Genomic DNA, 18554 nt, shown 5'->3' on the forward strand with positions numbered 1-18554 from the left:
CCCCCCGCGCCCTCCCCCTCGCCCTGGCGGCACCCCCCGCGCCCGCGCCGCCCTGGGGCCGCGCCCCCGCTCCCCAGGCCCGGCACCGCGCCTCCTGTGCATGCGTCCGTCACCGCGCGGGCCGAGGTCGCACGTCCTGCCGTCCCTGCATCGAGCGCGCGGCAGTTCGTGCGACCTCGGCGACCCACGTGCGGCGTGTCGCGCGACCTCGGCGGGCGCGTCAGGCGGCCGGGGACTCCACGGTGGCGACGGTGCCCGTCGCACCCGGGTGCTCGTAGTGCGCACGCACCAGGATCGGACGGTGGTCGGAGATGCCCGCGGGCAGGGTCTCCACGCCGGCGATGTGCAGCCCCACGCTCGTGGCGAAGTCGAAGTGCCCCGTGAACTTGCGGTAGCGCAGGTACGTCGGCTGGTCGGAGAGCGACAGCGCGAACCCGTGCTGCTCGATCTTCCGGCGCAGGTTCGTCTGGAACCAGGGGTAGTTGAAGTCGCCGACCATGATCGCCGGGGCGTCGTTCGAGAGCTCGCGGACGAACTGGTGCGCGGCCTCGATCTGCTTGCGGCGCAGCGAGTTCGTGGCCGTGAGGGGTGAGGCGTGGAAGGACGCGACGATGACCTCGGCGTCGACCTCCTTGTCGCGCAGGTGCATGGCGATCAGGCGCTCGTGCGCGGGTGCGAGGACCCGGTCGTGCAGCGACTTCTGCAGGGAGTGGATGCTGAAGTCCTCGACCTCGAACCGGTCGTCGCGCTTGTAGATCGCGAGGCCGAGCCGGTTCGCCTTGGTCGACGCGGCGAGGGAGAGGCCGGCGATCGAGGGGGCGAGGTCGTTGCTGTCGCACTCCTGCACGCAGATGACGTCGGCCTGGGATGCCTCGGCCAGGGAGGCGAGCTCGCCGTTCGCGGTGTGCTCACGGAGGTTGTAGCTGACGACGCGCAACCCGGTCGGTTCCACGGCCGTCTCGGCTGTGATCGTCCCCTGCTGCTCTGGCGCGGCCATGCTGCCTTCCTGTTCCGGGCGTTTCCTTCGCCCTGCCGCGGCAACCGTACTCGGCGTTCGCGGACTGTTGCTGAGACTGTAGCGCGGCTCCGGTTTCGTGCGTGTGACCGCGGGGAAAACGGACGATGCGCGCTCAGGCCCGGACGCGACGGGCGGGGCGGACGGTCTCGCCGGCTGTACGGCTCATCAGGACGCCCTCGACGCAGGCCACCACGAGCAGGGCGGCGATGACCCAGAACGCGGCGTCGTACGGACCGGATCCGCCGAGGCCCGACGCGGCCCGGATGACCACGGCGCCGACCGCGACACCGAACCCGGCGGCGGTCTGCTGCAGGGTCGACGAGAGCGTGTTCGCCGGGGTCATGTCCGCCTGCTCGACGTCGGCGAACGCGATCGTGTTGTAGGCCGTGAAGCCCACCGACCGCGCCGCACCGCTGACGACGAGGAGCACGGCGAGGAGCCAGAACGGGGTGTCCTCGGTCATGAACACCATCGCGACGACGCTCAGCGCCGCGACCGCGCTCGACACGATGATCACCGGCCGGTACCCGAACCAGCGGAGGAACGGCGTCGTCATGGGCTTGATGCCGAGGTTGCCGACGAAGACCCACAGCACGGCGGATCCGGCGAGCACGGCGCTCCACCCCCACGCGTCCTGGAACAGCAGCGGCAGGACGAACGGCACGGCGGAGACGGCCAGGCGGAACAGGCTGCCGCCGGCGTGCGACACCCGGAAGGTCTCGAGCCGGAACGAGTCGAGCCCCATGATCGGGTGCGGTGCCCGGCGGAAGTGCCAGATCGCCAGCCAGCAGCCGACCGCCCCGACGACGCCGGAGAGCACGACCGCCAGCACGGGCACGCGGTCGAGGGCGAGCAGGGACGCCATGACCACGAGCGACCCGAGGCCGAAGCAGGCGAGCAGCGACCCGAACCAGTCGAACGGCACCCGCTCGGACGCCCGCTCCTGTGGCACGAGGACGAGCGCGGCGACGAACGCGATGACCCCGAGCGGGATGTTGATGAGGAAGATCCAGTGCCACGTCAGGGTGTCGACGAGCACGCCGCCCACGAACGGCGCGATGATCGGCGCGGCGAGGGCCGGCCAGGTCAGGATCGCGATGGCCGTGACGAGCTGCTCGCGGCCGGCGCTCCGCAGGACGACGAGCCGCCCGACGGGGACCATCAGCGCGCCGCCGAGCCCCTGCACGATGCGCCAGATCGTCAGGTCGACGAGCCCGGTGGAGAGGGCGCACAGACCCGACGCCACGGTGAACAGGACGATCGCGCCGGCGAACACCGTCCGCGAACCGATCCGGTCGGTCAACCATCCGCTCACGGGGATGAACACGGCGAGGGTGACCAGGTACGCCGTGATCGCCACGCCGATGGCCGCCGAGTCGACGCCGAGGTCCCGGCCCATCGCGGGAGCGGCCGTGGCCAGGATGGTGCCGTCGAGGAGCTCCATGAAGAAGGTCCCTGCGACGAGCACGGCCACCGCGGTGCTCCCCCGTCGTCGTGTCGTCATCGTCGTCGTCATGGCAGGACAAATGCTATGCCCGATCGGTTTCCGTGACGGCCGGGGACGGCGCTGACGGGATGGTGTTCTGCAACGCAGAATGAGGAGGACGAGCGCGTTGCCCCCGACACCCGGCCACCGGGAGCGTGGAGGCACCGCAGACGCACAGGAGGATCGATGACGACCACACCCGGCACGGTCACCACGAAGGGCGCGCCCGACCCGGCTGCACCGGCGCGCCGGCACGTCCTCGAGCACGCCTACCTGCCGGTGATGACCCTCCGCGAGTCGGCACTGGCGAACAACACCGCCGTGATGCAGGCGTACGTCGAGCGGCACGGGCTGCTCTTCGCGCCGCACATGAAGACGCACATGGCCCCGGAACTGGCCGCACGACAGATCACCGCCGGCGCCTGGGGCGTCACGGTCGCCTCGGTCCAGCAGGCGATGGTCGCGTGGGAGCACGGCATCCACCGGATCGTCGTCGCGAACGAGGTCCTCGACCCCACCGGTCTCGCCTGGCTCGCCTCCCGCCGCGCCGCCGACCCGGACGCCGACGTCCTCTGCTGGGTCGACTCCCCCGCCGGGGTCGAGGCCGGCCGCGCGGCGCAGGACGCGGTCGACGGCGACCTGCACGTGGTCGTCGAGGTCGGCTTCCCCGGCGGTCGCACCGGCGTCCGCACCGCACAGCAGGCACGGGACCTCGCACAGCTCGCCCACGACCGGGGGCTCTCGCTCCGAGGCGTCGCCGGGTACGAGGGCGGCCTGCCCGACGTCCGCGCCGCCCGCGCCTACGTCGAGGGGGTGCTCGCCGTCGCGGCGGCCGTCCGCCCGCTGGTCGAGGCCCCGCGCGCCCTGCTCAGCATGGGCGGCAGCGCCTGGTTCGACGGCGTGGTCGACGCGGTCGCCACCCGCCCCGACGACCTCGACGTGCTGCTCCGGTCCGGCGCGTCCCTCACCCACGACGACGGCTTCTACGCCGAGCGCACCCCCTTCGGTCGCCACCCCGACGAGGGCTCGCTCCTGGCCGCGATCGAGGTCTGGGGACGCGTCACGTCGTGCCCCGAGCCCGGGCTCGCGCTCGTCGCGGTCGGCAAGCGGGACATCTCGTTCGACGAGGGGCTGCCGGTGGTCCGTTCCGTCCGTTCCGTCCGGCACGTCGGCCCAGGAGGCGCGGCTGGCGTCGTCCCCGTGGCACCCGACCCCGGGGCGGTCACCGTCACCCGCCTCGACGACCAGCACTGCTACCTCGCGCTGGCGGACGGGGCACCCGGGCTCGCGCCCGGCGACGTCGTCGTGTTCGGCATCTCGCACCCGTGCACCGTCTTCGACAAGTGGCGCCAGGTGACCGTCATCGACGACGACGAGACCGTCCTCGACACGATCGCGACGTGGTTCTGATGCGCGCCACGACCCCTGTCACCCCCTCCACCGAGGACGCTCCGGCACGGAACGCCGCCCTGTCGCTCCGACGCGGGCTGCGGCTGCTCGACCGCATCGCCGACCGCACCCGGAACGGCGAGCCGTCGGTGTCGCTGACGGCGCTCGCCGCGGAGCTCGGCACCTCGAAGTCGACCGTGCTCCGGCTGACCGCCCCGATGCTCGAGAACGACCTGCTGCGCCGTACCCCGGACGCCGGCTTCACCCTCGGGCTCGGGGCGCTGCTGCTCGGGCAGAGCTACCTCGAGGGCATCGACCTCCGCGCCGCCGCAGCCCCCTTCCTCCGGCGGACCGCGGAACGCACGGGGCTCACCTGCCACCTCGTCGTCCCGGACGGCACCGACATCGTCTACGTCGACAAGGTCGAGACGCGGGGCACCGTCCGGATGGGGTCGCGGATCGGCAACCGCCTGCCGATGCGGAACACGGCCTCGGGCAAGGCGATGGTGGCGTTCGGCGAGCCGGAGCTGCTCGACCGGGTGCTCGCGGAACCGGCCACGGCGATGACCGAGCACTCCATCGTGGACGACGACCGCTGGCGCGCCGAGATCGACCGGACGCACGGCCGCGGCTACGGCATCGACGACCGCGAGAACGAGCCCGACATCCGCTGCGTCGCCGCGCCTGTGCTCGACCACGCGAACCAGGTCGTCGGCGCGATGAGCATCTCGGGGCTCGCCTCCCGGTTCCCCGCCGCGGCCGTCCGCGAACTCGGCGACGGCGTCGTCCGGACCGCGCTCGAGATCTCGGTCGCGCTCGGCTCCTCCTCCGCCCAGCTCGCCCTGGCGAAGGGCACCCGGTGACCGGCCGCGTCCTGACCTTCGGGGAGACGATGCTCCTCCTCACCGGCGGGGACACGGGTGCGGTCCCCGACCTCGAGCACATGCGGGTCGACACCGGCGGAGCCGAGAGCAACGTCGCGATCGGCCTCGTGCGCGCCGGTGTCCCGACGACGTGGATCGGCCGCGTCGGCACCGACCCCGCCGGGGACCGCGTGACGCGCGACGTCCGGAGCGCGGGCGTCGACGTCGTCGCGGTGCCGGACCCGGACCGCTCGACGGGCATCATGATGAAGGAGCGCCTGGCCGACGGACGCACGCGGGTGACCTACCACCGCCGGGGCTCGGCGGGGTCGGCGCTGCGGGCGAGCGACCTGCCGGCGAGCGCCGTCGAACGCGCAGCGCTCCTGCACGTCACGGGCATCACCCTCGCCCTCTCCGAGGACGCCAGGGCCACCGTCGAGGCCGCGCTCGACCGCGCGGACGCCGCCGGGGTCCCGGTGTCCTTCGACGTGAACCACCGGCCCAAGCTCATCGACGCCGAGACCGCCCGCGCCCGCTACCGGGCCGTCGCCGCACGGTCGTCGATCGTCTTCGCCGGCGACGACGAGGCCCGACTCGTGCTCGGACTCGGCGACGACGAGGGCGACGACGAGACGCTCGCGCACGAGCTCGCCGCCCTCGGCCGGGGTCGTGCCGTCGTCAAGCTCGGCTCCCGGGGCGCGGTGGCGTCGGTGGACGGGGCGTTCCTGCGGCGCCCGGCGACCCCGGTGCGCGTCGTCGACCCCGTCGGTGCCGGTGACGCCTTCGTCGCGGGCTGGCTCGCGGCGACCCTCGGCGGAGCCACGACGGCCGAGGCGCTCAACCGTGCCGCCGACGCCGGTGCGCTCGCCTGCACGGTGGAGAGCGACTGGCGCCGTCCGGACCCGGCCGCGCTGCACGACCCGACCACCCCCACGGACGTCGACCACGCCGTCCACGACCGCGTCGACCGCTGAGGCGAGGAACGAAGACCATGACGAACACCACCAGCACCGACCCGTCCGACGCTCCCCGCGTCCGGCACCGGCACGCCGCCGGCCCGGCGATCGCGATCCTGCGCGGCGGGACGGGCGAGCACGTCGAGGACGTCGTCGCGACACTGGTCGACGCCGGGGTCCGGGCGATCGAGATCACGACCAACACGCCCCGCTGGCGGGAGGGCATCGCCTGGGCCGTCGAGCGCTACGGCACGGGCGCGTCGATCGGCGTCGGCACGGTCTTCGAACCACGACAGCTCGACGAGGCCGCCGCCGCGGGTGCCGTGTTCGCGGTGAGCCCGCACCTCGACGCGGACATCGGGGAACGGGCGCACGAGCGTGGTCTGGGCTGGTACCCGGGCGCCGCCACCCCGACCGAGATCGTCCGCGCCTGGCAGCTCGGGGCGCGCGCGGTCAAGGTGTTCCCGGCCGCACAGCTCGGCGGCCCCGCATTCCTCAAGCAGGTCCTCGCCCCGCTCGACTTCGTCGACGTCATCCCCACGGGCGGCATCGGCGTCGAGGACGCGTCCGAGTACCTGGCGGCCGGCGCCGTCGCCGTCGGCCTGGGTTCGCCGCTCGTCGGTGACGCCCTGACGACCGGCGACCTGGACGGCCTCCGCACCCGCGCCGAGCGACTCGTCGCGGGGCTCGCACGGTGACGTCCGAGGTCCTGCTCACCGGCGGCTCGGTCGTCGACACCGACGGCACGGCCCACCGGTCGGACGTCCTCGTCCGCGACGGCCTGGTCGCCGAGCGAGGCGGGCCGGGCGAGCGCCTCCGGGCCGGGGCCGACGCCACGGTGGTCGACTGCACCGGCCGGCTCGTCATGCCCGGGTTCGTCGATGCGCACTCCCACGCCGGGTCCCTCGTGTTCGACGAGCGCGTGCAGCTCGCCCTCCTCCGGCAGGGCGTCACGACGATCGTCACCGGACAGGACGGCGTCGGGCCGGCACCGGGCGACGGCTCCTACGCCGCACGGTACTTCGCGGCGATCGACGGTCCCCACCCGAGGTACCGCGGCGGCGACATCGCGGGGCTGCTCGCGACGTACGACGGCACGACCGCGCTGAACGTCGCCACCCTCGTGCCGGCCGGCACCGTCCGGCACGAGGTCACGGGCGACGACCCGGCCCCGGCCGGCCCCGGCCAGCTCGACGCCATGCGCGCCCTCGTGCGGCAGGGCATGACGGACGGCGCCGTGGGGCTCGCGACCGGCCTCGACTACGTCCCCGGACTGCACGCCGGCACCGCGGAGATCGCCGCCCTCGCCGCCGAGTCCGCGGCCGCCGGCGGCACCTACGTGACCCACATGCGCGGCGGCTACGAGACGAACGCCGGCGCCGGCATCGAGGAGGTCGTCCGGATCGTGCGTGCCGGCGGGGGCCGCGCCCACGTCTCGCACCTCCACGCTCCCGTCGACCTCGCGCTGGCGGCGCTCGCCCACGCCGAGGCCCAGGGCGCCCCGCTGTCGTTCGACGCCTACCCGTACTCGCGCGGCTGCACGATCCTGTCGATGCTGCTCCTGCCCGCGGGCCTGGCCCGGCCGGGCACCGACGACCTCGCCCGGGCGCTCGCAGCGGACGGCGGGCGCGCTGCCGTCCGCGCCGCGGTGCTCGAACGGGTCCTCGGGCGCGCCGACCTCGGACCGGGCTGGGCCGAGCAGATCACGCTGTCGCACGTCCCCGCGCCCGAGTTCCACGCGCTGCAGGGCCGCACCCTCGCCGAGGCCGCCACGGCCACCGGGACGGACGCGGTCGACCTCGCGCTCGACGTCCTGGTCGACTCGGACCTGCAGGTCACGGTCGTGATGCGGGTGCCGCACCCGCGGACGCCCGAGCAGCTGGCGGAGCTGTTCCGGTCCGGCGGGCACACCGGCGGGTCCGACGGCATCTTCGTCGGGACGCACCCGCACCCCCGTGCGTACGGCACCTTCGCACGGTACCTCGGGGACTACGCACGGCCCGGGCTGCTCACGTGGTGGGAGGTCCAGCAGCACCTGTCGACCCTGCCCGCCGAGCGCTTCGGACTCGGGCACCGCGGCGCCGTCGCGCCCGGGTGGATCGCCGACCTCGTCGTCGTCGGCCCCGAGCGCGTCCGTGCCCGATCGACGTACGCCGAGCCGATGCTGTTGGCCGAGGGCGTCGACGACGTCCTCGTCGCGGGAGTTCCGGTGCTCACCGACGGCGTCCTGACGCACGCGACCCCCGGTGCCGGCATCCGCCGGACGACGTGGAGGCGTCCGGGCGGTGCGCGCACCGAGGGTCGATGAGGCTTCGCTCAGCGAGCACGCCCGAGCGATCACGCCGGGGCCGGCCGGGTCACTCCGCCGTCGGGAGCACCGCCACGACGTCGATCTCGACGAGGATGTTCGCCAGGTGCGACTGCACCGTGGTGCGGACCGGGTACGGCTGCGAGAAGTGCTTGGCGTACTCCTCGTTGAAGGCGGGGAAGTCGCGGTCGGAGTGCTCGAGGTGGACGGTCGACTTCACGACGTCGTCGAGCGTGGCGCCGTGCTCGGCCAGGACGGCGGCGACGTTGGCGAGCACCTGGGCGGTCTGACCGGCGACGTCGTCGGCGATCTCGCCCGTGGCCGGGTCCTGCGGGCCGAAGCCGGCGGTGTAGAGGAAGCCGTTCGCGACGATCCCCTGGCTGTACGGGCCGGCGGGCTTCGGCGCGTTGTCGGTCACGATGGCGGTCTTGTTCGGCACGGTGCTCCTCGGTGTCGATCGGGGTCGGTCGGACGTCGCCCACGGCACCGACCGCGCCGTCGCGGCCGGAGGACGACGCTCCCAGGCTAGGTGAGCGCCCCGCGCCGGACGCGGCCGTCCGTCGGGCTCGTTCCGGTCTGCAGAACGCGAGTCGCGCCTCCCGAGCCGAGCCGTGAGGAACACCCAGGCAATCGCCGTCTACGCTCGTACCGTGCCCTCTGCCATGCCCGAACACCGCGGAGCGCCGCGGTGAGCCGCCTGGACGGGACCCTGACGGAGTCGATCGCGAGCGGACGCCGCCGTGTCCTCGACCTCGCGACCGCCCTGCCGGCGTGGGCCGCCGTGCTCCTGGTGTGGACCGGCGGGCGCATCGTGTCGACGTTCTGGTTGGCGCTCGCGTTCCCGCTCATCGGGCGCGCCCTGCCGGAGAACGCGATCTGGGGCAACGACCACGGCTTCCTCAACTTCCTGACGGCGTGGGACGGGCAGTACTACGAGCAGATCTCGGTGCACGGGTACCCGACGACCCTGCCGCTCGACGCCGCGGGCCACGTCGCGCAGAACGCGTGGGCGTTCCTCCCGGCGTTCCCCTTCACGATCCGGATGCTGACCGCGTCGACCGGTGTGCCGTTCGACGTCGGCGCACCGGCGATCGCACTCCTCGCCGGACTGCTCGCCACCTACCTGCTGCACCGGCTCGTCCGCGACCGTGCGGGGTCGGCGGCCGCCATGTGGGCGGTCTTCTTCTTCACGTGCGGTCCGCTGTCGTTCCTGCTGCAGGTCGGGTACGCCGAGAGCATGTTCCTCGCCCTCGTGTTCGGGGCGCTCCTCGCGCTCGACCGTCGGCGGTACGGGCTCCTCACGGTGCTCGGGGTCGTCGCCGCGTTCACCCGGCCCGGAGCCCTGGCGATCCCGCTGGTCCTCGGGGTCATCGCGCTGGTGCGGTGGATCCGAGCACGTCGGACCGAGGGGGTCCGCTCGCTCGACGCGTTCCCCGTGGCGGAGCGCGTGCGGGTCGTGGCCGCCGGCGTCGTGATGGTGGTCGCCGGGTTCGCGTGGCCGCTCATCGCCGCGCACGTGACCGGGTCGCCGAACGCCTACCTCGAGACCGAGATGTCCTGGTGGGTGAACTTCATCGGGCGGGTGGACTTCATGCCGCTCACACCGTGGTTCCTCATCGCCGGCCGGTGGTTGGGCGTGGGCGGGATCCTCATCGTGGTGTTCCTGCTCGTGTCGTACCCGGTCTGGCTGCTGCGTCGGTCGACCCGGCGCCTCGGGTTCACGACCGTGGTCTTCTCGGCCTCGTACGCGCTCTACGTCTTCGCGGTGTCGCTGCCGATGGCCTCGACGCCCCGGCTCCTGATGCCGCTCGCGCCGCTGTTCGGGTCGCCGGAGCTCGTGGCGAAGCCGTGGATGCGGTGGACCCTGGTGGTCTGCGCGGTGCTCGGGCAGCCGGTGCTCGTCGCCGTGCTCTGGCTGCTCGGCCCGCCGTGACCGGACGGACGACGCCCGGCCCCCGCGCTGTGCAGGGTCCGGGCGTGGTGCCGGGCGTGCGTCTTCGGCGCTAGAGCTCGATCGTGCCGTGGTCGCCGGTGTCCGGCTGACTCTGCTTGCCGATGGCGGCCTTGAGGGTCTGCACGAGGCTGCCGACCGGGCCGGTGTCCTGCGTCCAGTACTCGACCGAGTCGCCCTCGACGGTGAGGAGTCGGATCGAGGGGTCCTCTCGGCCGTCCGGGAACCAGGCCTCGGCGAACGGGGACCACAGCTCGTCGATGACGGAGTCGTCCTGGCTGACCGTCGCGGTCCCGGCGATCGACAGGTACCCGCCCTGCGACTCGATCGCGACGTTGACGTGCGGGTTCCGGGCGATGTCCTCGACCTTCTCGCTCCCGTCCTGCACGAGGAAGCGGAGTGTGCCGTGGAACGCCTTGTCCTGCACGGCGAGGGGCCGTGCGTGGAGCTGGCCGTCCTCGCTCACCGTCGTCAGGAGTGCCGTGTGGGCTCCGTGGACGATGTCCGAGATGGCTGCGCGCTGGTCTGCCTCTGTGTCGGTCATGGTGCTCCTCTCGCGTCGTGCGCCCCGTTGTGCTCGACGTGCGGCCGGCCCTCGGGGCGCTGTCCGTTCCGGCCAGTCTGCCCCTCGACGCTGAGCGCGTCCGGCGGACGGGGCTGCGGGGCCGTGCGGGCGCGGGCGCGGGCGGGATTCGACGTTCCGCACGTCGATCGACGGGTGGGATGTCGGAGCATGCACGAGCATCGGATGCGTGCGCAACGAGCGACACCACGCGAGTGGATCGACTGGCGGAACGTCGGAAACGCGGTGGGACCCGGACGCCCGCCCGCGCCTCAGACCGGCTCGCGGATGGTCGTCTCGACGTCGACGACCTGCGGGATCCGCGGCATCGAGGCGAACCCGAACGCCACGGGCGGGTCGAGCGGCGCCAACGACCCGAGCGACTCCCCCGCCCAGGTTCCCCGCACGCCCGTGACGTCGTGCGCCCCGGTCACGCCGTAGTACTCGCGACGCCCGTTGCCCGCCGACCCCGCGGTTCCCGACCCGGGTGCGACGAGCCGTGCGACCGGGTCGATCGCGGCGAGCCACCGGGGGTCCCGGGCGATCTGCTTGGGGACGATGCGGAGCACCCTCCCGAGCGGGGAGATCGTGCCGACGTCGATGGAGGCCTCGAGGGCGCCCGCCGACAGCTCGAGTCCCCTGGCGGTCCGGCGAGCCGAGACGTCGACGACCGAGACCGTGTCGAACCGGTAGGTCCCGGAGACGTACGCGGCCACGATCTCGTCGGGCGCGAGGAGCACCGAGGAGCCGTCCGGCAGCTCGAGGAAGACGTCCGTGAAGGCACCGAACGGCGAGCGCTCCCACATGCCGACCACGATGCGGATGCCCGAGGTCGTGCCGACGCCCATGATCCGACCACGGAACCGACGTTCGACTGCAGCGGGGCGTGACGACATGCCCTGGACCGTACCCGGCGACCCCGTGAGCGGCGCGGACGGGGCGAGCCGCGCCTCCAGACCCGCCGGACGGACCCGAACGGGCCCGAACGGACCCGGTCGACCTGGCCGCACCGCCGCGGTCGGCCCAGCGCCTACGCGACCGGAACCAGCGCCTACGCGACCGGCACCGGCGCCGCGAGCAGCTCGCGCACCCGCGGCGCGACCTGCGTGCCGTAGAGCTCGATCGACCGCATCATGTCCTCGTGCGGCAGACGCCCCGTCGCGTACCGCATGTCGAACCGCGAGACGCCGAGGATCCGCATGTTCCGCGCGATCTTCCGGGCGACCGTCTCCGGCGACCCGACGTAGAGCGACCCGCCCGCGGACAGCCCGGCACGGTAGCCGGCGACGTCCAGGGGCGGCCAGCCGCGCTCCCGACCGAGCTGGTCGGTGACGGCCTTGTGGTACGGCCAGTAGCGCTCGGCCGCCTCTTCGTCGGTGGCGGCGACGAACCCGGGCGAGTGCATCGCGATCGGCTGCTGCGGCAGGTCGAGCTGCGTGAGCGCCTGGCGGTAGAGGCGCGAGAACGGCGCGAACTGCGCGGGCTGTCCGCCGATGATCGCGAGGAACAGCGGCAGACCGTACGACGCCGCACGGATGACGGACTGCGGGGACCCGCCGACGCCGATCCACGTCGGGATGGGGCCGTGCTCGAGCTTCGGGTAGACGTCCTGGTCGACGAGCGAGGCGCGCTTCGTGCCGGACCAGGTGACCGCGTCGCCACCGCGGAGGGCTGCCCAGAGCTGGAGCTTCTCCTCGAAGAGGACCTCGTAGTCGGAGAGCTCGTACCCGAAGAGCGGGAAGGACTCGGTGAAGGACCCGCGGCCGAGGATGACCTCGGCACGACCGTCGGAGATCGCGTCGACGGTGGCGAAGCGCTCGTACACCCGCACCGGGTCGTCGGACGAGAGCACGGTGACGGCGGACCCGATCCGGATCGAGGAGGTCCGGGCGGCGATCGCGGCGAGGACGACCTCGGGAGCGCTCACGATGAAGTCGGCGCGGTGGTGCTCGCCGACGCCGATGAAGTCGAGGCCGACCTGGTCGGCGAGGACCGCCTGGTCGACGACGTCGCGGATGCTCTGGGCGTCCGACTTGACGCTGCCGTCGGGCAGCTCGGTGACGTCGCCGAACGTGTCGAGGCCGAGCTGCACGGGGCCGATCCGTTCGGGTGCGGGCGGTGGCACGTCCGAGGGGCGGTCGGTGCCGAATGCGTTGCTCATGGTGTCCTGTCCTCCCGACCGTACGTCCATGCATCTGCATGTTCATGCGTTCGCATCAATCTAGCACCCTCGCACCGGATCCGCACCCCCGGCGGAGTACGGTCACGCCCATGCCGCAGATCCCCGACCAGACCGGCCGCCGCATCGTCGTCACCGGCGCGAACAGCGGAACCGGCAAGGAGACCGCCACCCGCCTGGCAGCAGCCGGCGCGTCCGTCGTCCTCGCCGTCCGCACGACCGCGAAGGGCGACCAGGCCGCAGCCGACATCCGTGCCGCGCACCCCGGTGCCGACGTCGAGGTGCGGGAGCTCGACCTCGCCGACCTCGCGAGCGTGCGCCGGTTCGCCGCGGGCATCGCCGCGGACGACCGGACGCTCGACGTCCTCGTCAACAACGCCGGGGTGATGGCGCCGCCGAAGCGGTTCGAGACGGTCGACGGCTTCGAGCTGCAGTTCGGCACGAACTTCCTCGGCCCGTTCGCCCTGACGAACCTGCTGCTCCCGACACTGCTGCGCTCACCAGACGCCCGGGTCGCCACGATGTCGAGCCTCGCGGCGATCCCCGGCCGGATCAGCTTCGACGACCTGCAGTGGGAGCGCGGCTACAACGGCTGGCGGGCGTACGCGCAGTCGAAGCTCGCCGACCTGCTGCTGGCGCTGCACCTGCACCGGCTGTCGGTCGAGCTCGACTGGCCGCTCGTGAGCACCGCCGCGCACCCCGGCTACACCCGGACGAACCTGCAGTCGGCGGGGCGGTCGCTCGGTCGGTCGAAGCCGGTCCGGTCCTCGAACCGCGCGCTGCCCTTCACGCAGGACGTCGAGCAGGGCTCCGAGCCGCTGCTGTACGCCGCGGTCGGGCCGAACGCGGTCGGCGGGGCGTACTACGGACCGTCGGGGCCGTTCGGGCTCGTCGGGCCGACCACGACCGTGTCGATCCCCGGTTCGGCACGGAAGGCCGATCTGGCGCGTTCCCTCTGGGCGGTCGCCGAGGACCTCACCGGGACCACCCCGCCCGTCTGAGTCGGCGGGTCGGTCGGTCCAGGAGGCGCGGCTCGTCCCCGCCCGTCCGCCGTCAGAACCGCACGTGGTCCCGTTCGAACGCGGCCGTCACCGCCGCCGCGATGGCCCGCTGTCCGCGCACGGTCGGGTGCACGTCGTCGGACTGCATCCACGTCGGGTGCCCCCGCAGCGGCTCGCCGATGTCGACGTAGGTGCCGCCCTCGCGGGCGAGGGCGTGCCGGAGCGCCCCCGAGATGGACGCGAGCTGCGCGGGCGGGGCGTCCTGGTTCCAGATGGCACTGAGGCCGATGAGCCGCGCGTGCGGCAGCCGACGGTGCACCTCGTCGACGACCTGGTCGGTGGCGCTCCGGACCTCGGCGGTGTCGAGTCCGAGGTCGTTCGAGCTCGCCTGCACGAGGACGACCTCGGGACGGAGGTCGACCGCACGCCCGACGATGGTCGCGTAGTCGCTCGCGCAGTCGTCGTCGTCACCGAGGGCAGCCACGCCTGCGCCGTCGCACGACAGGTTCGTGAGCGACCAGCCCTGGGCGTCCGCGACGATGGCCGGCCACGCCTCGGCGGTGGTGAGGCCGTGCCCGCCGCTGATCGAGTCGCCGACGACCACCACGCCGACACCCGCGGCGTCGTCCCAGGGGCGGGTCGTCGCCGTCGTCGGGTGGGACGTCGCGTCGGCAGCGGCCGGCGGGCTCGAGGCGCACGCCCCGAGGGAGACGGCCACGACGACCGCCGTGAGGACGGCGAGCACGCTCCGGGTTGCGGTGGTCACGAACGGTGAAGGTACGCGCTCCGGCCATGCCCGGCCGCGGGTGCGCGCTGCGGGTGCGCTCAGGCGCGGTGCAGCGCGGTTCGGCTCGGCGAGGACCGCGCTCAGGCGCGGTGCAACTCGACCGAGCCGTCCAACCGGCCCGGTTCGGTCAGCCGCGCGTGCTGCAGGACGGTACGTCCGGGGGCGACCGCCGCGGCGACGATCGACAGCGTCGCGAAGTGCCCGTCCGGCTCGTGCGCGTCCCGGAGGATCGCGTCCGGGTCGTCCGCCGGCAGCGACGCCGACTCGGCGAGCAGTCCGAACCAGCCGCCCCACCCGTCGCCGGCGTCGGCACCGGCGTCGGCCGCCCGCAGCTCGTCGAAGGGGCCGAGCACCGGCGGCCCGACCGGAGCGTCCACGGCACGGAAGGCATCGAGCCACCGCCCGATGCGCGGCGCCGCGGGGTCGTCCGGTTCGCCGTGCGTGACCATGTGCACGCCGCGGCCGAGCGCGGTCGTCCGGACCTCGGTGCCGTCCCAGGTCGTGACCCCGGCGCCGTCGGCCGTCGCCCGCACGAGGTTGAACGCGCGCGTCGTGGGCAGGGTGCCGTCGTGGCCGGGGAGCGCCCCGGTGACCGCGTCGAGCGGGACGACCCCGCGGGTGGTCCACGTGCCGTCGTCGCTCGGCACCGGTTCGCCCCGGTTGAGCACGACCGCGAGCCCGGCGCCGTCGGACGCCGCGAGCCACGCCCCGCCCGCCGAACGGTCGCGGACGCCGCGGATCGACGGGTCGCGCTCGGGCCACCAGGCTGCCGGCGGGTCCCACGGCCGCTCCGGCGACTCGTCGCGCATGGCGAGCATCGTGACGGGCCACTCGGACCCGGGGTCGACGCGGACGACGACGGTGCACATGGGATCGATCCTCGCACGACGTGCCGGGTAGCGTGACCGGTGTGAACGCAGCAGCAGAGCGCCGTCTGACCGTCGTCGTCGGGATCACCGGGGGCATCGCCGCGTACAAGGCCGTCGGCGTGGTCCGCGACCTCGTCAAGCGGGGACACGACGTGCACGTCGTCCCGACCGAGGGCGCGCTCCGCTTCGTCGGGCTGCCGACCCTCGAGGCGCTCAGCCGCAACCCGGTCACCACGAGCGTGTTCGAGGACGTCGCCGAGGTGCGCCACGTCTCGCTCGGGCGCCGGGCGGACCTCGTGGTCGTCGCCCCCGCCACCGCGGACGCGCTCGCCCGGATGACCGCGGGGCTCGCCGGGGACCTGCTCGGCACGACGCTGCTCGCGACCGAGGCGCCCGTCGTCGTGGCTCCCGCGATGCACCCGCAGATGTGGGAGCATCCGGCGACCCGGGCGAACGTCCAGAGCCTGCGGGAGCGCGGCGTCCGGTTCGTCGGCCCCGTGGTCGGGGCCCTGACGGGCGACGACGCGGGGATCGGCCGGATGGCGGAGCCCGAGGACATCGTCGCCGGCGCCCTCGCGGTGCTGGACGACCCGGCGCCGGCCGGCCGGACCGGCGCGGACCACCCGACGGACGCGGGTCGCGGCGACGGGGACGACCCGCGCCTCCCGACCGACACCGCCTTCCCGCCGACCGCAGCCGCCGCCGAGAAGGCGGGGACCACCGGCGCCCGCGGTGAGCTCGGCGACCTCGCCGGCGTCCGCGTCGTCGTGAGCGCCGGCGGCACGCGCGAGCCCTTCGACCCGGTCCGGTTCGTGGGCAACCGTTCGAGCGGTCGTCAGGGCGTCGCGATCGCCGCCGACGCGGCCCGACGCGGCGCGGCCGTGACGCTCGTGAGCGCGAACGTGGACGCGTCGCTGACCGCCGGACTCGACGCGACCGTCGTGCCGGTGGGGTCCGCCCTGGAGCTCGCCGACGCCGTCCACGCCGCAGCAGCCGATGCCGACGTCGTCGTGATGACCGCGGCCGTGGCCGACTACCGGCCCGCCGAGGTGCGTGCCGACAAGCTCAAGAAGGAGGCGCAGGGCGACACCATGACGCTGGAGCTGGTGCGGAACCCCGACGTCCTCGCCGACCTCGTCGCGTCCCGCCGGACCGGCCAGATCATCGTCGGCTTCGCGGCGGAGACCGAACCCGACCGTGCCGCGCGCATCGAGCTCGGCCGCGCCAAGATCGCCCGCAAGCCGGCGGACATGCTCGTCGTGAACCACGTCGGCTGGTCCGCGGGGTTCGAACGCGAGGAGAACGCCGTCGAGGTGCTCGTCCCCGGCGGCGAGGTGGTCCGCGAGGCCTCCGGCAGCAAGGCCGACGTCGCGACGGTCGTCCTGGACCTCGTCGCGACCGCACTGACCTGAGCTGACCTGAGCCGACCTGAGGACTCTCCGTGCGTCCCGAGCGCGCCGCGGGCACGATGGACGCATGCGACGACGCGAGCGCGCACGACGCGCCACCCGGACCGCCACCCTCCTCGCCGTCGTGCTGGGCGGGGCCGGCGTCACCCACTTCCTGCGGCCGAGGGGCTACGACCGGATCGTCCCGGACGCCCTCCCGCCGCGCCTGACCACCCTGGCGTCCGGCGCCGCCGAGCTCGGCATCGCGACCGGTCTGGCGATCCCGGCCACCCGCCGTGCCGCGGGCTGGGCCGCCGCCGCGCTGTTCCTCGCCGTCTTCCCCGCGAACGTGAAGATGGCGAACGACCTGCTCGACAGCCCGCGGTCGACGCGGGCGATGCGGCTCGTGTCGGTGCTCCGCCTGCCGCTGCAGGCACCCCTCGTCGCCTGGGCCGTGCGCGTCGGCCGGCACGCGCCACGACGGTGACCGAGCCCGCGCGGGACCGAGCCGCGGTCCCCCTGCTGCACCGACCGGTGACGGTGCACGCGTGGGAGGACGTCGTCTTCGCGCACTGGCGCCACGACCCCGAGTCGCTCGCGCGCCTGGTGCCGCGCGGGACCCGCCCCGACGTCGTCGACGGGAGCGCGTGGGCCGGCCTCACGGCGTACGTCTTCCGCGAGACCCGGGTGCCGCCGTTCCCGCCGTCCGGCCGCCTCGGCTCGATGACCGAGGTGACGATCGAGGTGCTCACCGTCGACGACCGCGGTCGCCGCGGGGTCGCCTACCGCACGGTCGACACCGCGAACGTGCCCGCGATCGTGGCGGCGCACGCCCTGCTCGGGGTGCCGTACACGTTCGCGCACGCGCGGGCGCGACGTCGTGGGGACACGCTGTCCTACCGGTCGGTGCGGCACCCGGCACGCTCCCTCCACCCGGTCCGCTGGCTCCGCGGACGCCGGGGCGGACCAGGGTCCGGCGCGGCGTGGCCCGGCGGTCCGGTCTGGCCGGGCAGCACGGGTGGGCCAGGAGGCGCGGTGCGACCCCGCCACGATGCCACCGTCCGGGTCGTGGCCGGTGACGTCGTCGACGACCGGCTGGCGACGGACCTCACCACCCGACAGGGCATCCACGCCCGGCACCTCGCGCAGACGCTGTTCTGGCAGCGCCAGCACCCGCCGCTGACGATCCGGTCGGCACGGCTCGAGCGGCTCGGCGGCGACCTGCCCGACGCCGTCGGGATGCCCGGGCTCCTCGACCGCGAACCCGACTCGCTGCTCGTCGTGGACGGCACGACCGTCCGCTATGCCTGGGGGGGACGTGGTCCGGTGAGCGACGATCCGCACGACACCGACCAGCGCGGCACGGACCGGTTCGACCTCGACCGGTTCGTCCGCGCGCAGCAGGGTGTGCACGACACCGCGCTCGCCGAGCTGCGGCGCGGCCGGAAGTCGTCGCACTGGATGTGGTTCGTGTTCCCCCAGCTCGCCGGGCTCGGCCGCTCGCCCACCGCGCAGCGGTACGCACTCGACGGCCTCGACGAGACCCGGGCGTACCTCGACCACCCCGTCCTCGGCCCGCGGCTGCTCGAGGCGACCCGTGCGGCGGAGTCCGCCCCGGCCCGGACCGCCGACGACCTGCTCGGGGGCATCGACGCGCTGAAGCTCCGGTCGTCCATGACCCTGTTCGCCACGGCCGCCGCCGACCCGGAGCCGTTCCGGGCCGTCCTCGACCGCTGGTACGACGGCACCGAGGAACCGGTGACCCTCCGGCTGCTCCACCCCCACGACTGACACGCT

18 protein-coding genes are annotated in these 18554 nt (G+C 74.0%); 10 read left to right on the plus strand and 8 right to left on the minus strand.

The annotated features are described in order from the left end of the window. Positions 1-220: 220 nt before the first annotated feature. The gene (locus HWD93_RS10630) at positions 221-997 is read right to left on the minus strand and encodes an endonuclease/exonuclease/phosphatase family protein (RefSeq protein WP_083403156.1); all 777 of its coding nucleotides are present in this window, start codon (positions 995-997) and stop codon (positions 221-223) included. Between the two features lie 133 nt (positions 998-1130). Beyond that, positions 1131-2534, minus strand: coding sequence for an MFS transporter (locus HWD93_RS10635; protein WP_071294558.1), 1404 nt, complete (start codon positions 2532-2534; stop codon positions 1131-1133). A 156-nt stretch (positions 2535-2690) separates the two neighbouring features. Here HWD93_RS10635 and HWD93_RS10640 point away from each other — a divergent pair, with 156 nt between their 5' ends. From HWD93_RS10640 to HWD93_RS10660, 5 genes are read left to right on the plus strand one after another with little or no spacing between them, the layout of a single operon-like run. Beyond that, positions 2691-3914, plus strand: a complete 1224-nt coding sequence (locus tag HWD93_RS10640; RefSeq protein WP_261646802.1) for an alanine racemase — start codon at positions 2691-2693, stop codon at positions 3912-3914. Beyond that, entirely contained in the window at positions 3914-4756 is an 843-nt protein-coding gene (locus HWD93_RS10645; RefSeq protein WP_261646827.1) for an IclR family transcriptional regulator, read from the plus strand. Before HWD93_RS10640 ends, HWD93_RS10645 begins: the two co-directional genes overlap by 1 nt. Beyond that, a complete protein-coding gene (locus tag HWD93_RS10650; protein WP_261646803.1) occupies positions 4753-5730 on the plus strand; it encodes a sugar kinase in 978 nt (325 codons plus the stop codon). The genes HWD93_RS10645 and HWD93_RS10650 overlap by 4 nt, the downstream gene beginning before the upstream one ends. A 17-nt stretch (positions 5731-5747) precedes the next feature. Continuing rightward, the gene (locus HWD93_RS10655; protein ID WP_261646804.1) at positions 5748-6410 is read left to right on the plus strand and encodes a bifunctional 4-hydroxy-2-oxoglutarate aldolase/2-dehydro-3-deoxy-phosphogluconate aldolase; all 663 of its coding nucleotides are present in this window, start codon (positions 5748-5750) and stop codon (positions 6408-6410) included. Then, positions 6407-8020 carry an amidohydrolase family protein gene (locus HWD93_RS10660; RefSeq protein ID WP_261646805.1) on the plus strand — a complete coding sequence of 538 codons (1614 nt, stop codon included), beginning with the start codon at positions 6407-6409 and terminating at the stop codon, positions 8018-8020. The genes HWD93_RS10655 and HWD93_RS10660 overlap by 4 nt, the downstream gene beginning before the upstream one ends. A gap of 49 nt (positions 8021-8069) precedes the next feature. On the opposite strand, the gene HWD93_RS10665 is transcribed toward HWD93_RS10660, so the two are convergent. Beyond that, positions 8070-8459, minus strand: a complete 390-nt coding sequence (locus tag HWD93_RS10665; RefSeq protein ID WP_070418297.1) for a RidA family protein — start codon at positions 8457-8459, stop codon at positions 8070-8072. A 249-nt stretch (positions 8460-8708) separates the two neighbouring features. Between HWD93_RS10665 and HWD93_RS10670 the strand changes: the two genes are divergently transcribed. After that, positions 8709-9953, plus strand: a complete 1245-nt coding sequence (locus HWD93_RS10670) for a hypothetical protein (RefSeq protein ID WP_083295250.1) — start codon at positions 8709-8711, stop codon at positions 9951-9953. A 70-nt stretch (positions 9954-10023) separates the two neighbouring features. Here HWD93_RS10670 and HWD93_RS10675 read toward each other — a convergent pair whose 3' ends face one another. The 3 genes from HWD93_RS10675 to HWD93_RS10685 form a co-directional block, all read right to left on the minus strand. Then, positions 10024-10515, minus strand: coding sequence for a pyridoxamine 5'-phosphate oxidase family protein (locus HWD93_RS10675; protein WP_070418296.1), 492 nt, complete (start codon positions 10513-10515; stop codon positions 10024-10026). Positions 10516-10805: 290 nt separating this feature from the next. After that, on the minus strand, positions 10806-11429 hold the full coding sequence (locus tag HWD93_RS10680; RefSeq protein WP_261646806.1) for a hypothetical protein: 624 nt from the start codon (positions 11427-11429) through the stop codon (positions 10806-10808). Between the two features lie 155 nt (positions 11430-11584). Beyond that, positions 11585-12694 (minus strand): LLM class flavin-dependent oxidoreductase, encoded by a 1110-nt coding sequence (locus HWD93_RS10685; RefSeq protein WP_083295248.1) that lies wholly within the window; start codon positions 12692-12694, stop codon positions 11585-11587. Positions 12695-12804: 110 nt separating this feature from the next. Here HWD93_RS10685 and HWD93_RS10690 point away from each other — a divergent pair, with 110 nt between their 5' ends. Beyond that, positions 12805-13713 carry an SDR family oxidoreductase gene (locus HWD93_RS10690; RefSeq protein ID WP_261646807.1) on the plus strand — a complete coding sequence of 303 codons (909 nt, stop codon included), beginning with the start codon at positions 12805-12807 and terminating at the stop codon, positions 13711-13713. Positions 13714-13765: 52 nt separating this feature from the next. Here the strand turns inward: HWD93_RS10690 and HWD93_RS10695 are convergent, their stop codons facing one another. Beyond that, positions 13766-14479 carry an SGNH/GDSL hydrolase family protein gene (locus HWD93_RS10695; RefSeq protein WP_261646808.1) on the minus strand — a complete coding sequence of 238 codons (714 nt, stop codon included), beginning with the start codon at positions 14477-14479 and terminating at the stop codon, positions 13766-13768. Positions 14480-14580: 101 nt separating this feature from the next. Beyond that, positions 14581-15369: an NRDE family protein gene (locus tag HWD93_RS10700; protein ID WP_261646809.1), complete on the minus strand. Its 789-nt coding sequence runs from the start codon at positions 15367-15369 to the stop codon at positions 14581-14583. A 65-nt stretch (positions 15370-15434) separates the two neighbouring features. Between HWD93_RS10700 and HWD93_RS10705 the strand changes: the two genes are divergently transcribed. From HWD93_RS10705 to HWD93_RS19175, 3 genes are all read left to right on the plus strand, one after another. Next, positions 15435-16781 (plus strand): phosphopantothenate--cysteine ligase family flavoprotein, encoded by a 1347-nt coding sequence (locus tag HWD93_RS10705; RefSeq protein WP_261646828.1) that lies wholly within the window; start codon positions 15435-15437, stop codon positions 16779-16781. A 64-nt stretch (positions 16782-16845) separates the two neighbouring features. Continuing rightward, positions 16846-17244: a hypothetical protein gene (locus HWD93_RS10710; RefSeq protein WP_071294565.1), complete on the plus strand. Its 399-nt coding sequence runs from the start codon at positions 16846-16848 to the stop codon at positions 17242-17244. After that, on the plus strand, positions 17241-18548 hold the full coding sequence (locus HWD93_RS19175) for a DUF1810 family protein (RefSeq protein WP_308202940.1): 1308 nt from the start codon (positions 17241-17243) through the stop codon (positions 18546-18548). The genes HWD93_RS10710 and HWD93_RS19175 overlap by 4 nt, the downstream gene beginning before the upstream one ends. Positions 18549-18554: the final 6 nt, after the last annotated feature.

The sequence above is a fragment of the Curtobacterium sp. C2H10 genome, assembly GCF_025407985.1.
Classification (GTDB): Bacteria; Actinomycetota; Actinomycetes; order Actinomycetales; family Microbacteriaceae; genus Curtobacterium.